Annotated in this window: 13 protein-coding genes; all 13 read right to left on the bottom strand. The window is 45.1% G+C overall.

Going from position 1 to position 18,124, the window contains the following annotated elements:
• Positions 1-328: 328 nt before the first annotated feature.
• Positions 329-1,720, bottom strand: coding sequence for a cell division protein FtsZ (gene ftsZ / locus OP864_RS03265; protein ID WP_270099866.1), 1,392 nt, complete (start codon positions 1,718-1,720; stop codon positions 329-331).
• Between the two features lie 50 nt (positions 1,721-1,770).
• Positions 1,771-3,114, bottom strand: a complete 1,344-nt coding sequence (ftsA, locus tag OP864_RS03260; protein WP_270099865.1) for a cell division protein FtsA — start codon at positions 3,112-3,114, stop codon at positions 1,771-1,773.
• Positions 3,115-3,170: 56 nt separating this feature from the next.
• Entirely contained in the window at positions 3,171-3,959 is a 789-nt protein-coding gene (locus OP864_RS03255) for a cell division protein FtsQ/DivIB (protein WP_270099864.1), read from the bottom strand.
• A gap of 341 nt (positions 3,960-4,300) precedes the next feature.
• A complete protein-coding gene (gene murC / locus OP864_RS03250; protein ID WP_270099863.1) occupies positions 4,301-5,662 on the bottom strand; it encodes a UDP-N-acetylmuramate--L-alanine ligase in 1,362 nt (453 codons plus the stop codon).
• Between the two features lie 328 nt (positions 5,663-5,990).
• Complete coding sequence (gene murG, locus OP864_RS03245) at positions 5,991-7,076, bottom strand: undecaprenyldiphospho-muramoylpentapeptide beta-N-acetylglucosaminyltransferase (RefSeq protein WP_270099862.1); 1,086 nt, start codon at positions 7,074-7,076, stop codon at positions 5,991-5,993.
• Positions 7,076-8,242 carry an FtsW/RodA/SpoVE family cell cycle protein gene (locus tag OP864_RS03240; protein WP_270099861.1) on the bottom strand — a complete coding sequence of 389 codons (1,167 nt, stop codon included), beginning with the start codon at positions 8,240-8,242 and terminating at the stop codon, positions 7,076-7,078. The genes murG and OP864_RS03240 overlap by 1 nt, the downstream gene beginning before the upstream one ends.
• 6 nt (positions 8,243-8,248) lie before the next feature.
• Positions 8,249-9,625 carry a UDP-N-acetylmuramoyl-L-alanine--D-glutamate ligase gene (gene murD / locus OP864_RS03235; RefSeq protein ID WP_270099860.1) on the bottom strand — a complete coding sequence of 459 codons (1,377 nt, stop codon included), beginning with the start codon at positions 9,623-9,625 and terminating at the stop codon, positions 8,249-8,251.
• A 1-nt stretch (position 9,626) separates the two neighbouring features.
• The gene (gene mraY / locus OP864_RS03230) at positions 9,627-10,880 is read right to left on the bottom strand and encodes a phospho-N-acetylmuramoyl-pentapeptide-transferase (RefSeq protein ID WP_270099859.1); all 1,254 of its coding nucleotides are present in this window, start codon (positions 10,878-10,880) and stop codon (positions 9,627-9,629) included.
• A 215-nt stretch (positions 10,881-11,095) separates the two neighbouring features.
• Positions 11,096-12,145: a leucine-rich repeat domain-containing protein gene (locus tag OP864_RS03225; protein ID WP_270099858.1), complete on the bottom strand. Its 1,050-nt coding sequence runs from the start codon at positions 12,143-12,145 to the stop codon at positions 11,096-11,098.
• 61 nt (positions 12,146-12,206) lie between these two features.
• Complete coding sequence (locus OP864_RS03220; protein WP_270099857.1) at positions 12,207-13,256, bottom strand: leucine-rich repeat domain-containing protein; 1,050 nt, start codon at positions 13,254-13,256, stop codon at positions 12,207-12,209.
• Positions 13,257-13,375: 119 nt separating this feature from the next.
• Positions 13,376-14,839 (bottom strand): hypothetical protein, encoded by a 1,464-nt coding sequence (locus tag OP864_RS03215; RefSeq protein WP_270099856.1) that lies wholly within the window; start codon positions 14,837-14,839, stop codon positions 13,376-13,378.
• Positions 14,840-14,857: 18 nt separating this feature from the next.
• Positions 14,858-15,685 (bottom strand): hypothetical protein, encoded by an 828-nt coding sequence (locus tag OP864_RS03210; protein WP_270099855.1) that lies wholly within the window; start codon positions 15,683-15,685, stop codon positions 14,858-14,860.
• Positions 15,686-16,645: 960 nt separating this feature from the next.
• Positions 16,646-18,121 carry a UDP-N-acetylmuramoyl-L-alanyl-D-glutamate--2,6-diaminopimelate ligase gene (locus OP864_RS03205; protein WP_270099854.1) on the bottom strand — a complete coding sequence of 492 codons (1,476 nt, stop codon included), beginning with the start codon at positions 18,119-18,121 and terminating at the stop codon, positions 16,646-16,648.
• Positions 18,122-18,124 lie beyond the last annotated feature (3 nt).

The following is an 18,124-nucleotide window of genomic DNA, read 5'->3' as shown; positions in this document are numbered from 1 at the left end:
TAACTTATCATTTTTAACAAAAAACGGATAAGAAATAGCCGCTCTTAACAATTTCAACCCCTAGTTTTTATACTTTAGCTAATCATATAGTTTATAGACTGTCACAATTCTTTTAATTAAGGATTTGGGGCCCGCGGCCAGCTTCGCTGGCCGCCGCTATGCTGCGCCGCTCGCAGGTCTGCTCGGCCCTGCGTCGCTTCGCTCCTGGGTCTGGCGCTTCGCGCCACGGCTGCGCAGCGCTGGGCCAAGAAAGGGCCTTCGGCCCCAAAAAAAAGCAGAAACTTCTAAACTAGAAGTTTCTGCTTTTGCCAAGACAAAAAGGCCCTCGCTAATCGACATTATCGTGCAAATAAGAATTTCGCTCGTTAATCTCTGGGCGGCCATGTTCATCTACCGACCAATTAGAGGACTCTTTATTCTCTTTTTTTTCTTTTCCCTCCAAACGAACCCCCTTACGCATATAGGCAGGTTGGTTCTCCAGACGGCGAAGCTCTTCGCTATCTCCAAGCTGATAAGGCGGCTCCATATTGCGGCGCTGCTGTTTTTGCTCGTTTTTTACGAAGGGTTCTTCCTTTTTATGCTCAGAATAGGGCTCTTTTCTAGAACCTAGTTCTTGAATCCCTTTTTTTTTACTCAAAAAGCTGTAGCCATCATCCTCTGCATCATCCAAAGAAACGCGCTCAATCGTTTTGCGAGGCTGCTTAACAGGCTCTTCCTGCTTACGCACTTGCTCGGCCTTAAAACGAAGCTCATTCTCCTTCAAAGAAGACTGAAAACCTGTAGCAATAACCGTAACGGCTAAGCTATCGCCCAAACTCTCATCATGGCAGTTACCCCAAATCAAGTCGGTGCCTTCTCCAGCCTCATTTTGTACGTATTCCGTAATTTCAAATACCTCATCCATAGTTACCTGACGGGCACCAGAAGTGATATTCAACAAAATGTGCTTGGCCCCTTTGATATCGCTATCTTCCAATAGGGGAGACTCCAATGCACTTTCTACGGCCTCCAAAGCACGGTTTTCCCCATCCTTTACGGCTGTACCCATTACGGCTACACCAGAATCCCGCATTACGGTATTTACATCTTCAAAATCCACGTTCACATAACCAGGAACAGTAATGATTTCCGCAATACCCTTAGCCGCTGTGGTCAAGATGTTATCCGCCTGAGCAAAAGCATCAGAAAGCGAGAGGTTACCATAGATTTTACGCAACTTATCATTAGAAATAACAATAAGCGTATCTACATTCTTTTTCAACTCTTCCAAACCTTCCTGAGCTTGCTTTGCCCGACGACGTCCCTCAAAGCCAAAAGGCATGGTCACAATCGCTACAGTCAAAATATCTAGCTCACGAGCCGCTTTGGCAATAACAGGAGCAGCTCCTGTACCTGTGCCCCCGCCCATTCCAGCAGTGACAAATAGCATCTTTGTATTGTGCTGGAAAAACTGAGTTACTTCTTCCAAAGACTCAATACAAGACTCACGGCCTACCGCAGGCTTAGAACCTGCTCCACGACCCTCTGTAAGCGCCGGGCCCAATTGAATTTTTACAGGGATCTCACTTTGGTTCATCGCCTGATTGTCGGTGTTGGAAATCGCAAAATCCACTCCCACAATGCCTTGCTTATACATGTAGGCAACGGCATTACTACCGCCACCCCCTACGCCTATTACCTTGATAATAGACTCCTTATCTTCAGGTATATTGAATTGCATAGCAATCTTATTTCACTTTTAAAATAATGGCCTAAAATAGGCATTTTTTCCTACAAATCAGCATCTGGATCAGCTTCTAGCCAATTTTTTGCCTTTTTGACCAAACCAGAAAAACTCCAACCACCGCTTTTTTGCTTCCGAGGCTGTTCTACCTCCTTATGAGATAGTGGGTCGGCAACCTCTTCCGTAGCTGTATTTTCATAGCTGCTCTCCAGCTCTCGGCTAGTATCTAGCTTGCGGTTGTCAATGCCATTGATGATCAAACCAATCGCTGTGGCATAGATGGGGTTCATCATTTGCTCTTCATAGCCATGGGCCAAATGCTCAGACGGATCTCCCAAACGAACAGTATAGCCCGTATGGTATTCCACCAATTCTTTCAAATGCTTGAGCAAAGAACCCCCGCCAGTCAAAACAATACCCGCTGTAGCCACTTTTCTGGCCAAACCCGAACGGTCAATCTCCCAAACAATACTGTCCAAGATCTCTTCCATACGCGCCTGAATAATATGGGCCAAATTACGCTCCATGATCTCCTTTTCAGGACGACCCTTTAGGCCCGGAATCGTAATCACCCGACTATCCGTGATCTTCTCCGCCATAGCGCAACCAAAACGACGCTTGAGCTTTTCAGCCTGCTCGGCCATCACACCACAACCTTCCTTGATGTCCTGAGTCACAATATTACCCCCAAAAGGAATAACCGCAGTATGACGGATAATCCCCTCATGGAAAATAGCCAAATCAGTAGTTCCGCCTCCAATATCAATCAAGACCACCCCAGCTTCCATCTCCTCTTCAGTCAATACCGCAGCAGCAGAAGCAATAGGCTCCAAGGTCAAGTTTTCCATCTCTAAAGCCGATTTCTCCACACACTTTTTCAAGTTCTTAATGGCAGAAACCTGTCCCGTAATAATATGAAAGTTAGCCTCCAAACGAACACCCGCCATCCCAATAGGATCAGCAATGCCGCGCTCATTATCTACAGTGTATTCTTGCGGAATCACATGGATGATCTTGTCGCCAGGAGGCAAGGCCAATTTGTGCATATCCGCAATTAGATCATCTATATCTCCCTGAGAAATTTCATCCTGTAGGCTATTTCTGGTCAACATTCCCCGGTGTTGCAAGCTCTTAATATGCTGGCCCGCAATTCCCACCTGCACAACATCAACCTCAACGCCAGAGCTACGCTCGGCCTCCTCAATCGCTTCGCAAATGGCGGTTACTGTCTTCTCAATATTCGATACGACTCCTCTAGAAACACCCAGTGATTCTACTTGCCCTGTACCCAATACTTCCAACTGACCATGCTCGTTCTTCCGACCCGCCATGGCCACAATCTTGGTCGTCCCAATATCTAGCGCTACTACAATTTCGTTCGTCTGTTTCATTTTATATTAGTGATCTAATTTTAGGTGAAGGCTAGCCAGCTAGCCCTGGGGAATTGCTATCTCTTTTTGGCCACAATCTGCCCCTCAAACGCTAGGTTTAGCAACTTGTACTTCTCCCAACCCTCATAAGGCATGGCCTCTTTGTAAAATATCTTTAACTCATCCAACTTCTCAGCCGTACGCTCCAAGGGCGCCCCAAAATATATTTTGTGGTTGCCCACTTTCGGAACCAATAAAGCATCGCCCAAACGATTGATGTGTATTTGCTCGATCTGCTTAGACAATAAGGGGTCTTCCAAAATTGCCTGCGCCAAAATAAAACTGTGCCGCAAACGATGGTCCTCCAATTCCATAAAACTAGAGTTGTACAAACCAATGTCTCCCGTCACTACCAATACCCGAGCGGTGTATTTAGTCGAAAACGGAATCTGCCGACCCTGCGCATCCAAATAATAGGTCTCATCCTCTACATCCATGACCCGCAAAATGGGCAAGCGCTGCTGAATACTAATATTGACATTCGCCATGGCATCTACATAGACATCGGCCTCCTCTATAAAAAGATCTTGCTCCAATGCCGACTCTATCGCCGCCACATCAATCTTTTCCAAAGTCTGCCCCTCTACAAAATGTCCAAAGGTCTTGACCAATATATCCCGCACATCATTACTGTCCACAAAGGCATTGCCCTGAGCATCTTCTTCTATCTGAATATATACCCTAGGCACCCGACTCTGCTGCCGATAACGTACACCGCCCCATATCAAGAGAACCAATACTAAGGCCCCAATGATCCAGCCCATCCGAGCCGCTATCCACTTCAATCTTCCAGGATGTACTTTCATACCTTTTTAATCTGTTGCTAAATAGACATTTTTTCTTTTGGGGCCTCCGCAGCAAAGCTACGGCGCTACGTTTCGGGGCTCGCTGTTCGCTCGGCCCTTCAGCGCTGCGCGCTTCGGTCTGGCCTTCGGCCACCCCTCCACATCGCTAGGCCAGTCGCTTCGCTCCTTTGCGGGCGCTGCGCGCCCTGCTACATCTTTTGGACCAATTTAGCATTAACCGCCGCTTAGACTCCAAAACAAAAAAACTTTTTCGCCTATTTAAACGCTAAAAGATAGCGTAAAACTTTGGCCTAAACAACGGCTTTCGACAAAAAATTCCGTTTTCTTTGACGCAAAAAATTTTATTCGGTTTTATGGTAAATTTCTTCTGCTATTTTTGGCACTAAGGCGCCTATGTCGCCTGCACCCAAACTCAATAAAAGAGCAGGGGGGGCTTGGGCCAGTTTGTCAAGTAGTTCCGCCTGACTCACTAATTCTTTTTCGCCTAGCTGCATACGGGCCAAAATAGCCGCAGAATCAACGCCTTCAATGGGCTCTTCTCGGGCCGGATAAATATCTAAGAGGTAGAGCTGGTCCAAGCCATCCAAAGCCGCTGCAAAGCCATCCATGAAGTCACGAGTTCGGCTAAATAAGTGCGGCTGGAATATCCCCACCAATTTCCGCTTTGGAAAAAGACTGCGGGCGGTCCGTATAGCCGCTTTTAATTCGGTGGGATGATGCGCATAATCATCTATAAATACTTTGTTAGGCTGCTTGACCACCCACTCAAAGCGCCGCCAAATACCTCTAAAACTGCGCAAACCCTGCCGAATTTGCTCTTCGCTAAGGCCCAATTCTAAAGCTACGGCTATAGCCGCCAAAGCATTTTCTACATTATGCCGACCTGGCAAAGAGAAGTTGAGGTCCTCCCAAAAATGCTCCGCCAGTTGTGCATCAAAAACAAAGTTGGGGGCCTGCGCCCGAATCCGACTCGCCTGATAATCGGCCGATTGGCTGGCGCTATAATGGGCCACTTTAGCACTTAGGCCCTGCTGTTTTACCTCTGTGCCCTGGGCCAAAAAGAGCTGTTTGCTGCAAAGTGCTGCAAACTCATTAAAGCTATCGAGCAGTTGAGTATGCTCTCCATAAATATCTAAATGGTCCGCATCTGTAGAGGTGATAATGCCAATTTCTGGACGCAGATGCAAAAAGGAGCGATCAAATTCATCGGCCTCTAAAACTACCCAATCCGAACTGCCCGCCACAAAGTTACTTCCTAAATTATTGGCAATACCGCCCAAAAAAGCCGTACAATCAATGCCTCCGCTGCGGAGCAAATGGGTCAAAATAGAAGAAGTGCTGGTTTTGCCATGCGTGCCCGCCACGGCAATGCTCCGCCGCTCTCTAGAAATTAGGCCCAAAAGCTCGGAGCGCTTGAGCAAAGGCGTAGCTGCCGCCTGAAAATATTGTAGTTCGCTATTTTGGGCAGGAATAGCTGGCGTATATACCGCCAAATCTACATCGGCTGGAATTTGATCGGCTTGCTCTGTATAATGAATGTGCATGCCTTCTTCGACCAACTTTTTGGTCAGGGCCGTTTCGGTTTTATCATAGCCCAAAACTTGGGCCCCCAAATAATTAAAATAGCGGGCCAGGGCACTCATCCCAATTCCACCAATTCCAACAAAATAGATCTTCTTAATAGAGGCTAAGGCTAATGCCATGATTCGATTTTTATTAGGTGTAAGAAGTTGGTCCAAATGGCGGCGGCGAAGCCGCCGCTACGGCCAAAGGCCGTAAACGGCCTAGCGATGTGCAGCAGTGCGGCGCAGCCGCAGACCAAGGCCGTCAGGCCGCAGGGCCGAGCAGACTTGCGAGCTGCGAAACGTAGCGCCCGCCGAAGGCGGGAGGCCCCAAAATAGCAGCGAGCTGCGACAACCAGCCTCGAAGAGGCGCCAGTTCGACGAAGTAAACGACAACAAGGTCTTTAGACCGCAGTTCGACGACCGAAGGGAGTAACCGCCCGCCAAAGGCGGGAGGCCCCAAAATAGACTACTTGATCAGCTGGAGGACCTCCTGAGCGATTTCTTGAGCAGCCTGAGGTTTGGCTAGACGTTTTGCGGCTTCTCCCAACTTTTGGATGTCTGTTTCATTTTGCAAGAGCTCCAAAGCTTTGGGAATCAGTTTTTCTCGGGCTTCGGCATCGGCTAGCCAAAGGGCGGCCTTTTGTTCTGTGAGGGCCTTGGCATTGGCCGTTTGATGATCCTCGGCCACATTGGGAGAGGGGACCAAAATAGCGGCTTTTCCGTTTTCGCAAAGCTCAGAAAGGGTGAGGGCGCCAGCTCTAGCAATGACCATATCGGCCATGGCATAGGCTAGGTCCATCCGTTGAATAAAGGCCTGAATCTTTAGGTTGGGGTACTTTTGGGCCAGGGGTTCAAACTCCTTAATATAGAGTTTGCCTGCCTGCCAAAGGACTTGGACTTCTTGTTTTTGCAATTCTTCGACAAAGGGCAAAACACTTTCGTTGAGGCTATGAGCGCCTAGGCTACCGCCCGTCAAGAAAATGGTTTTCTTATTGGGATCGAAGCCATAAAAGTTGAAAGCCTCGGTCCGTTTATCAGATTTTTGCAGTAAATCCTTGCGAATGGGATTGCCCGTAAGCACAATTTTATTGGCGGGAAAAAAGCGTTGCATATTGGGGTAAGCCACGCAGACCTTATCTACGCTTTTGCCCAAAATCTGGTTTGTTTTTCCGGCATAAGAGTTTTGTTCATGGACCAAAGCGGGGATCTTCATCATATTGGCCATTTTGACGGCCACCCCGCTAGCATAGCCCCCCACGCCAATGGCAACATCGGGTTGAAACTCTCGGATAATTTTTCGGGCTTTAGACATCGAGGCCCAAATCTTAAAGGGCAGCTTCCAGTTTTTGAGTAAACTTTTGCGGTTGAAGCCTGCAATAGGGAGGCCTTCGATGCGGTAACCTGCTTCGGGCACCTTTTGCATTTCCATTTTTCCCTCGGCCCCTACAAAAAGGAATTCGGCTTGGGGGTCGGCCTGTTCTAAGGCCTGCGCGATGGCAATAGCGGGAAAAATATGGCCGCCAGTTCCCCCGCCACTAATTAGATATTTCATTAAGCTGCTTCTTCTTTTGCTTCTTTCTTCGGTTGATTTTTTTCAATATTTCGGCTCACGCTCAGCATTACGCCAAAAGAGAGCCCCGTAAACATCAGGGAGGTTCCCCCCATACTCACAAAGGGGAGCGTAAGTCCCGTTACGGGCATCAAGTTTACATTTACGGCCATATGGGCAAAAGCCTGAATGACCATACTTGCGCAGAGGCCAAAGGCCAGCATCGCACCGAAGGTTTTTGGGCTGCGGTGCACCATTCTGATCGTACGATAGAGGAGGGCCAAATAGAGCGCAACCACAAAGATGCCCCCAATGATGCCGTATTCCTCAATGATAATACAATAAATATAATCGGAGTAGGAGTGGGGCAAAAAGTGCGCTTGCACCCCATTGCCAGGGCCCACACCAAAAAAGCCTCCGCGAGCAATAGCCATTTTGGCCTGTTCTACCTGAAAGACATCGCCAGAGCCCGAGCCATCCATAAAGCTACGCAAGCGGCTCACCCAAGTATCTACACGGATCCAATCGACAAAATCGGAGAGAATAACGAGCATGGCAAAAAGGCCCACGCCCAGCATGACCAAAGAAATCAGGCTGCGAATTTCTACCCGACCGATAAACATCAATAAAATGCAGGTAAAGAAAAGGACCAGCGCGCTAGATAAATCGGAGGGGGCAATGAGCACACAAACCAGCAAAACGGGCAAAACCAGCTCTAAGAGCGAGCCTTTCTTCTCCTGTAAGAGCGAAATGGTTCGGGCCACATATAAAATGAGTGAAATCTTGGCAAAATCGGAGGTTTGGAAAGTAATGCCGACAAAAGGAATCTTAATCCAGCGGGAGGCCCCGTTCAGTTCTGTCCCAAAAAACATGGTAAAGAGAAGCATCAGGACCGAGAGGACCAGCATAATTGTGGACCAGCGGGCATAGCGTTTATAGTGAATCAAATGGGCAATATACATGACCACCACCGAAGCGATGAGCAGCATAATATGCTTGACGAGAAAAGACTCGGTGCCCACGCCGTTTCGGTTGGCTAGTACTTCTGCCGAGCTATAAACGGTAAGGATAGAAATAATGCCCAAAAGGCCAAGGACCAACCAAATGATTTGATCCCCTTGCAAAAGGGCGGCAATTCGCTTTTGAAAAACACTCATGCTAGAGCTCATGGGCTACTATTTTTTATTTCGATTGAGGGTTAGATTCATTTCCATATTATGGCCTTTTTCCAAGAGTTGGCGTTGCTCTTCCAAAATGGCCTTAAATTGATCGCCACGATCGATATAGTTTTTGAATAGGTCGAAGCTAGCGCAGGCGGGCGACAATAGAATATTATCTCCAGCTTGGGCATAGAGGCTGGCCAGTTTTATGGCCTCTGCCATAGAGGCAGCCTCCACAATATAGTCAGTTTTGGCAGCAAAGGCGGCCCTAATTGGGCGATTATCTACCCCCAAACAAACAATAGCTTTTACGGGCTGCCCAATGAAGGGGAAAAGGCTACTATAATCATTGCCCTTATCCACTCCGCCAACAATCCAAACCGTAGGCGCTTGCATAGCTTCTAGGGCGTAATAAACCGCTTCCACATTGGTGGCCTTACTATCATTGATATATTGAACGCCACCCAAAACCATCACTTTTTCCAAGCGGTGGGGGTGGTTTTCAAAGCTATCGAGACCTTTTTGGGCCATTTCCTGAGACATCCCCAGGCATTTGACGGCTTGCAAAGCCATTTTCATGTTCATCAGGTTGTGGCGGCCCACCAAAGGAAGTTGATCTTGGACAAAGGCCCAATCTTCTACCCATAGCTCTTTGGCGTTTAGTTCGGGCCAATCTTGGGCCAAGCAATTGGCCGTAGGTCCCTGATAATAGCGCTTTAAACCAGCGGGAATATAAGGATCTTCTTTGGGATAGATAAAAGGCTGCTCGGCTGTTTTATTTTGAATGAGGCGCAACTTGGAAGCCAGATAATTATCCATCTCATAGCCATAACGATCCAAATGATCGGGACTGACATTGGTCAAAATCATCAGTTCTGGGGCCAACTCATAACAGCGGTCGAGCTGAAAACTGCTCAGCTCTAGCACCATATATTCATCATCTTGGCCTTGGGCCAATTGCATGGCCCAACTTTGACCAATATTACCCCCTAAGCCCACAGCATATCCCGCCGTTTTGAGCAAATGATAAAGTAGGGCCGTGGTGGTCGTTTTTCCATTGCTGCCCGTAATGCCAATCACTTTGGCCGAGCTATAACGGGCCGCTAGCTCAATCTCATCCCAAATGGGAATGCCCGCAGCACTGGCTTTTTGAATCAAAGGGGCCGTATCTGGAATCCCCGGACTTTTAATAATGAGTTGAGCCGCCAAAATGCGCTCTTCGCTATGTCCGCCCTGCTCAAAGGGAATACCCGCAGCCCGTAAAATATCTGCTCGGTCTGCCCGAATGCTTCCCGCATCCGAAACAAAGACGTTTCCGCCTTTTTTTTGGGCCAAAAGGGCAGCGCCCAAACCGCTTTCTCCGGCGCCCAAAACAACAACTTGTTCCAACATCTTAGCGTATTTTCAAAGTGATGATGGTCAAAACGGCCAACAAAATACCCACAATCCAAAAGCGGCTAACAATTTTCGATTCATGCATGCCCTGCTTCTGAAAGTGGTGGTGCAAAGGCGACATCAAGAAGATGCGGCGCCCTTCTCCATATTTCTTTTTGGTATATTTAAAATAGCTCACTTGAATAATGACCGATAGGTTTTCGGCCAAAAAGATTCCACAAAGCAAGGGAATCAAGAGCTCTTTGCGCAAGATAATCGCAATGGCGGCAATAATACCTCCCAAAGCCAAACTGCCCGTATCGCCCATAAAAACTTGGGCAGGATAAGCATTGTACCACAAAAAGCCAATGCAAGCCCCCAGAAAACAGGCAATAAAAATGGTCATTTCTCCCACATAGGGCAAATAGAGGACCCCCAGATAATCGGCCAAAATGTTGTTGCCCGATACATAGGCAAAAATCCCCAAAGTGGCCCCAATAATGGCGGAGGTTCCCGCCGCCAAACCATCTATTCCATCCGTTAAGTTGGCCGCATTCGATACGGCCGTAACAATCAAAATGACAAAGGGAATAAAGAGCAACCAAACCCACTGAGGCGCATTATCGCCCAAAAACCAAAGGAAATCGGTATAATCTAGCTCATTGCCCTTGAAAAAAGGCACATTGGTCATGGTCGATTTTACATAATAAAGCTCTTCCTTATCGCCCAAACGCTCCAGTTGAACCTGAACCGTATCAATTACTTCATAGTTGCCTTGGGCCAGTTGCTCGGCATTTACTCGTACCACAACATCAGAATGGAAAAGCATGGTAGCGCCCACAATGCCGCCCAAAACGACCTGTCCTAAAATCTTGTATTTTCCACTCAAACCCGCCTTAGATCGCGTCAGCTTAAAGTAATCATCAATAAAGCCAATGGTCCCCATCCAAACGGTAGAAAGCAACATCAACTGAATGTAGACATTGCTCAGATCGGCCAATAATAGACAAGGGAGAATAATGGCCATATGAATCAGAATTCCCCCCATGGTTGGCGTTTTGGCCTTGAGTTCCTCTCCAGGAAGGCCCAAAGCCCGCTGTTTTTCTAGCATCTGCCGCCGCTTGATCCAGCCAATAATGCGCCCCCCCATCAAAAGCGAAATAATCAGGGAAATAATAATGGCCAGCGCTGCCCGAAAGCTAATAAACTGAAAAAGGCTGGCGCCAGGAAAATCGTACTGTTGTTCTAGGTAGTCAAATAAATGAAATAACATAAGCTCTTTTCTGCCTCAAGGACTATGAATAATTTTTCTGTTTTTTGGGGCTGCCCCTCCCTTTGGTCGGGTCGGGCTGTTTCGCAGCTCGCTGTTCGCTCGGCCCTTCGCTTTTTTTCGCTTTGCTCAAAAAAGCTCGGTCTGGCCTGCGGCCACTGCTGTCCATCCCTCAGCCAAGGCGCGTAGCGCCTTTTTGGGCCCGTAAATTACAGCAGTTAAAAGAGTATTTCACAATCTGGCAGATATTTTCGGCAGTTTTCTTTCTCCTTTTCTAGAAAAGGGTTGCCTCTGAGGTCCAATTTCTTAAGCTTTTTTAAGCGCTTAAAGGATTTGGGCAGGGATTGTAGCTCATTATGGCTAAGGTCAAGATATTCTAGGTTTTCCATATATCCCATAGCTTTTGGGACCGACTTTAAGTGAGAATGGGTCAATAAAAGCGTTTTTACAGGACTGTTTTTATAGAATTTTTTAGACGAAACTAAGCCAAAGCGCATATTGTAGTGACTGCCATCCCCCAAATAACTTGCATTGATATGCCTTAAGTTGGGGAACTGATTGAATAGTTGGTCAATATCTACTAACCTAGGGTTATGACTAACATCTATATAGCTTAGCTTATGGGCCCTTATGCTGTCTCGACTAGGCAAGAAAATAAAGTCATTATGAGAAAGAATTAAGCTGTCTAGTTCCTTTAAGTTAAAAAGCGCATCACCTGCAGCAACAATCTTGTTATGACTGAGGTCGAGATATTTTAGATTTGGGAAAACAGCAAATTCTTCATAGAGCATGCTTAGCTCTGTATGCTTAATGATGAGCTTTTCTAGACTAGGGCTGGCTAATATTTTGGGTGTTGGAACCGGCTTTGTTCTATCGATAGGAAGCTCTTCTGTTAGATAAAATCTTTTTAAGTTTTTTATGGGGTTGTAGCTTAGGTCCAAATAGCGAATCTTAGGAGAATAAAGGAATCGCGTAATATCAGCTATTTCAAATTGAGTATGAGAAGCATCAACCCATTCTAGCTGTTTCGTCTCTATAAAAGAGCCTAAGGGAAATCCCTGCAAGTTGTTTTCGCTTAAATTTAGATGGGTTAATTGATGGAGCTCTGAAAAACGGGGGTCTAGATTATCTAAATTCTGCTTAGATAAATCTAGAATTTTGGCCTCTTCTTTATGTGCAAAGGCCTCGGATAGACTGTTGTAGCTTTGTGCTTTTAGTTGGGCAAATAGCAGTAGGTAAAGGGCTAAAAAGAGGGTGGTTTTGGGCATAAGAATTTCCTTTATGAGGAGTAGAAAATGAGTTTGTTTTTTGAGCTAAAAATTATAGCCGTTAAAAGAGTATTTCACAATCTGGCAGATATTTTCGGCAGTTTTCTTTCTCCTTTTCTAGAAAAGGGTTGCCTCTGAGGTCCAATTTCTTGAGCTTTTTTAAACGCTTAAAGGATTTGGGCAGGGATTGTAGCTCATTATGGCTAAGGTCAAGATATTCTAGGTTTTCCATATATCCCATAGCTTTTGGGACCGACTTTAAGTGAGAATGGGTCAATAAAAGCGTTTTTACAGGACTGTTTTTATAGAATTTTTTAGACGAAACTAAGCCAAAGCGCATATTCTTATAACTGCCAGCCCCTAAATAACTTGCATTGATATGCCTTAAGTTGGGGAACTGATTGAATAGTTGGACAATAGCTATTAACCTTGGGTTATGACTAATATCTATATAGCTTAGCTTATGGGCCCTTATGCTGTCTCGAATAGGCAAGAAAATAAAGTCATTATGAGAAAGAATTAAGCTGTCTAGTTCCTTTAAGTTAAAAAGCGCATCACCTGCAGCAATAATCTTGTTATGACTGAGGTCGAGATATTTTAGATTTGGGAAAACAGCAAATTCTTCATAGAGCATGCTTAGCTCTGTATGCTTAATGATGAGCTTTTCTAGACTAGGGCTGGCTAATATTTTGGGTGTTAGAGTTGCTGTTTGTTTTTCGAGAGGAATCCGTTCTGTTAGATGAAATCTTTTTAAGTTTTTTATGGGGTTGTAGCTTAGATCCAAATAGCGAATCTTAGGAGAATAAAGGAATCGTTTAACATCAGCTATTTCAAATTGATTATGAGAAGCATCAACCCATTCTAGCTGTTTTGTCTCTAGAAAAGAGCCGAAGGGAAATTCCCCTAAGTTGTTTTCGCTTAAATTTAGATGGGTTAATTGATGGAGCTCTGAAAAACGGGGATCTAGCTTACCTAAATTCTGCTTAGATAAATCTAGAATTTTGGCTTCTTCTTTATGTGCAAAGGCCTCGGATAGGCTGTTGTAGTTTTGTGCTTTTAGTTGGGCAAATAGCAGTAGGTAAAGGGCTAAAAAGAGGGTGGTTTTGGGCATCTTGGTTAATTTTAAAAGTCATTTAAGGTTTTATTCTTAAATGACTTTAGTGTGCAAATATTAAATGGAGGGGAAATAGCTTGTCTTATAGTAAGCGCTATTTTTGTAGGACCATTATTTTATGGCGAAGTGATTTGAACCCCAGGAGCACTAGGAACTAGTGTATTTGTGTTGATTTGATTAGCTGGTACTCTAAATGTAGTTGTTAAAATAGTAGCTATTGAATTGGCTCTAGATTGAGCAATCTGAATTGCTATTAAAGGATTAGCTGAAATCCCATTTACAAAGCCATAGTTACTACTGCCAGTTATTGTGATTGTTGTATTTGGATTGTTTCTTAAAAAGCTTGCTATTGGAGTTAGAACTGTCTGAACTTGGTTAAGATTTGCAGGTGTTGTAAAGTTATTGCTAGTCAGCCAATTTATTGTATTTCCTATTGCTGGGGGGACTGTTGGAAAATTGAGTGAGAGGTTGTTAAAAGTAGATATTCCTGCGTTGATATTGGAGGGGGGAGGAGTCGTATACCCTGGAGCAAAAAGAAAATTAGTGCTTGAACTAATATTATTCCCTTTTTTGTTTTCTCTCTTTGCCATACTGGGAACTTTTCCATTTTCAGGATTTGCTAAAACAGTAATCACCTCATTACTTAGATATTCACTTTTGGTAAAATATAGATTTTGATCCATTAAAATCATTAACCTTGAAAGTGCATTTTGGTAATTTGCTTTATGCTGTTTTTTGGACATGTTTTTATGTGTCTTCTTTTTGTTTTTTAAATCATTTTTGTTGAAATAGATTTCAGGGTCTTTACCGATATGTATTAGTATAGCTTTCCACTCTACTGCAAAATCCATAAAACCCTGTGGTTGACTATTAAGCATAGTTAGCTGAAATTGCCTTACTCTTTGTCTAAATCTCTTAGGAACAGGTCCTACAGTTTCTAACATATCCAAGTCATCCGTGAGATTATAGTCCATTGGCTTGGCTTGTTCAAAGTCAACTTCTGGGTCGATAGGGATAATTGTAGATTTTCCTAACACTACAAGATCCACCCAGATCTTTCTTGCAACTATCTTAGCGTATTTGGATAGACTTAGACTAGTGATCCTACTTCCAAAATTATTAAAAACAGTTTGAAGATAGTTGTCTATAGTGCTATTAGCCCTAAATGCCGATTTCCAGTTTGAAATGTCGTTGATATTTAAGCAAGCCAAAAAAGAGTCTTTGTAACTAATATTGCGATCAGGTATAATCTCGTTAGATGAATCATCTAGCCCTTCATCTTCAATGATGTCAATTAACGGCTCCATAATGGCCGCTCTAAAAGATGCAAAGTTAGGGTAAGGAGGAACCTCTTCGTCCTGAGTAAAAAACCAACCCTTCTTCTGCTCAATTTCAAGTACACGTTGCTCAATAGCAAAAATATCCGCCAAGCGGCTATCCATTTCTTTTAATTCTACTGCACTTAGAAGTTGAGCAGATTTACCCAAACGTAAGCATTCTTCTATTTCTGCTTTATACTGTTGGATATTGGGCTTAATAATTTGAAGCTTATCGTATAGCTTTTGATCTTTCTGATTCATTATATATTAGTATTTGGGTTATGATATTTTTAATGCTGCTTTAAGGCGAGCAATATTTTCATCTACTTTTGCCATTCGAAGATTTATCTCTTCTTTTGAGAGAGTAGTAGGAGCAGAGCTAGTATTCAATTTTAGGAGCTGAGCTTCTAAAGCGTCTATTTGTTGCTGTTCTTCGGCATCAATAACTCCATCACTTAAGGCCTCATCTACCATGACTCCTAAGGCCTCTTCCATTTTTTGAATGTTAGCGGCTAGTGATTCTTTTTTGGTCTCCTCCTGAAACTTAGAGAGGGCTAATTCAAGCTTGCTTAGATTCTCACTTATTTTAGCATAGCGTGCTAAACGCTTAGCTTTCTTCTTCGCTAGTTGCTCCAATTCTTGAGGACTCAAATCTTTCTCTAGCTCTTTTTGGGCCTCTAGTTGTTCGGGGGTAGCTTCTCCAATTAAACGGAATCCCATTTTCATTTTTGAAAATAGTTTTGCAGCTGCTACTTCAATATCTGCTCCACCTGCAAGAGGTCGTGCTTCAAAGATGAGGTTGCCATCTTCTTCTTTAACAATATTAGTCTCCGCTAATAAGATGAATTTACTACCGCCAAAAGCTTTTTTGTCCTTTTTTACCCGGTCTTTAAAATCTTTTTTCGCTTCAGACATTTTTTTATAGGGAACAGCTACAATAGGTAGTTTGCCATTCACACATTCATATTTACAGATAAAAATAAACGCTTCTTTCTTTTTTAAGCTGCTGGGCTTTTTTAATAATTTTAGGTAGTCATTCTTTTTCAGAATGGCTAAACTGTCAAGATTTATAGTAGTCAAATCTACTTGTTGTGTTTCTTCCTTCATGTTCTTTAAGGTCGTCTAGATGAAAAATATAAATTATAGTTATAAATACAGCACTTGTTTTACGTAACCTTGTAAAGGTAGTTACTTTTTAATATAAACGCAAATTTATTTTTTAGGGGCCTCCCGCCTGCGGCGGGCGCTACGTTCGGCAGCTCGCTATTCGCTCGGCCCTGCGCAAAAAACAAGTTTTTGCTGGGTCTGCGGCTTTGCCGCACTGCCTTCCATCGCTAGGCCGTTTGGCCTTCGGCCATGGCTGTAGGTTGAAACCTACAGCCAATTAACGAATGCATTTTTGTGTTCAATGGAGGGTTAAAACCCTCCATAAATAAACATTTTAGCCCTTCTTTGCTGATGGAGCTTAGTGGAACAGAAAATCCCCTCGAATGAGGGGATGGCGATTTTTTAGTTAGCCTAGGGCCTTGGCCCTAGGGTTCCCATGAAATTTATGGGGGAGAAAAAAACAAAACCGCCGAAGAAAAAATAATCCTTGTTCAAAGCGGTAGAGGATTTTAATCCTCTCCGCACTATAGATGTAGAATGGGATTGTTGTATGGCTGCTGGTTTCAACCTGCAGCCACAGCTAGCAGGCGGCGAAGCCGCCGCAAAGGAGCGAAGCGACTTGGCCTAGGGGCCTGAAAGGGGGCCGCGCAGCGGCAGACCCAGGGCGAAATGAAATGAGCCCGCAGGGCCGAGCAGACCTGCGAGCCCTGAAAGGGCCCGGCCGCCGAAGGCGGCAGGCCCCAAAATATCAGTAAGTGCTAAGGAGGAGTTGAAATAAGGACGGTTTCAAATCTTGTCTTTTCCCTTTCCTGCTTGTTTGGGGTTGACTTAAGCTAAACGCCCAATTTTTAATTAGATACAGAAAAAAACAGAACAGTTCCGATATATTCCCTGCAGCCAGTGATTAGGGCCAAAGGGGCAAATTGTTGGATGTTATAAGTTGAGGGAGGCCAAGCAGCGCTAAACAAACTTTGCCAACTGCTCTTCCAAGGCTTGGCGCAACTCTTCTCGATCATCAAAGGGAAGGCGTTCCCCCTTAATTTCTTGGTAGGTTTCATGTCCCTTACCCGCCACTAAAATTACGTCCTCGGCTTGGGCCAGTTGGCAGGCCCAGCGGATGGCTTCACGGCGATTGACTTGGCGGTAAGTTTGGGCCTGTTGGGCCTTGCTTAGGCCCGCCCACATTTCGTCTAGAATGGCTTCGGGCTCTTCAAATCGGGGATTATCAGAGCTCAAGATGAGTAGATCGGAATAAGCGGCCGCTTTTTGGGCCATAATGGGCCTTTTGCTATTATCTCGGTTGCCCCCACAGCCCACCACCGTAATAATTCGGCCTGTAGATGTGGTCGCTTTTAGGGTTTGTAAAACCTTTTCTAGGGCATCGGGGGTATGGGCATAATCCACAATGGCTTGCACAGGATTGTTGGGAATGCGCACATATTCAAAGCGGCCCGCCGGTGGTTTCAGGCTAGAGAGAATGCGTAGGACCTCCGTTTTGGGTTCTTCGAGCAAAATAGCGGTAGCATAGACCGCCAGTAGGTTGTAGGCATTAAAATCGCCCACCAAACTGCAGTGAAATTCTTGGCCATCTAGTTCCAGTTGCAAGCCCGAAAGGCTATTTTCTAGCAAGCGAAATCGAAAATCGGCCAATTGCTTTTGCGCATAGCGGTAGGCTTTGGCCGAGCAATTTTGGAGCATGACCTCCGCCCGTTTATCGTCGGCATTGACTAGGGCAAAAGCCGAGCTCGGTAGCTGGTCAAAAAAGCGCTTTTTGGCAAAAATATAATTCTTAAAGGTCTTGTGATAATCGAGATGATCGTGAGAGATATTGCTAAAAACGCCGCCTGTAAAATGAGCGCCAGCAATGCGGCCTTGCTCGGCAGCATGCGAGCTCACTTCCATAAAGACATAATCGCAGGCTGCATCTCGCATTTGGGCCAAAAGGGCTTGCAGCTCAATGGCATTGGGCGTAGTATGCGTAGATTTTAGCACTTCATCATCAATGCGATTCTCAATAGTGGAAATCAGGCCCACCTTATGGCCCAGCTTTTTAAACAGCCGATACAGCAGGCTCACCGTACTTGTCTTTCCATTGGTGCCCGTTACGCCCACCAAAGCCAGTTGTTGGCTGGGCTGCTCATAAAAGTTGGCCGCTAGTGGACCTAAAGCATCGGCTACTTTTTCTACCTTAATATAACAGACCTTAGCGGCTATTTTTTTGGGCCATCTTTCGCAAAGCACCGCCGAGCAACCATTAGCCAAGGCTTGCTCAATATAATCGTGACCATCGACCTGGCTGCCAGGAAGGGCGGCAAAGAGCCAGCCCATCTTAGCTTGTCGAGAATCTAGGCAAAGTCCAGCTAATTCTAGATCGGCAGGAGAGCGCCCTTTGATGTTATAATTGATATTGGCTAAAAGGTCCTTGAGGGTAGACATATA

This window comes from Saprospira grandis (genome assembly GCF_027594745.1).
Lineage (GTDB): Bacteria > Bacteroidota > Bacteroidia > Chitinophagales > Saprospiraceae > Saprospira > Saprospira grandis.
Note: the sequence above shows the minus strand (reverse complement) of the source record. Positions and strands in the feature narration are given on the sequence as shown.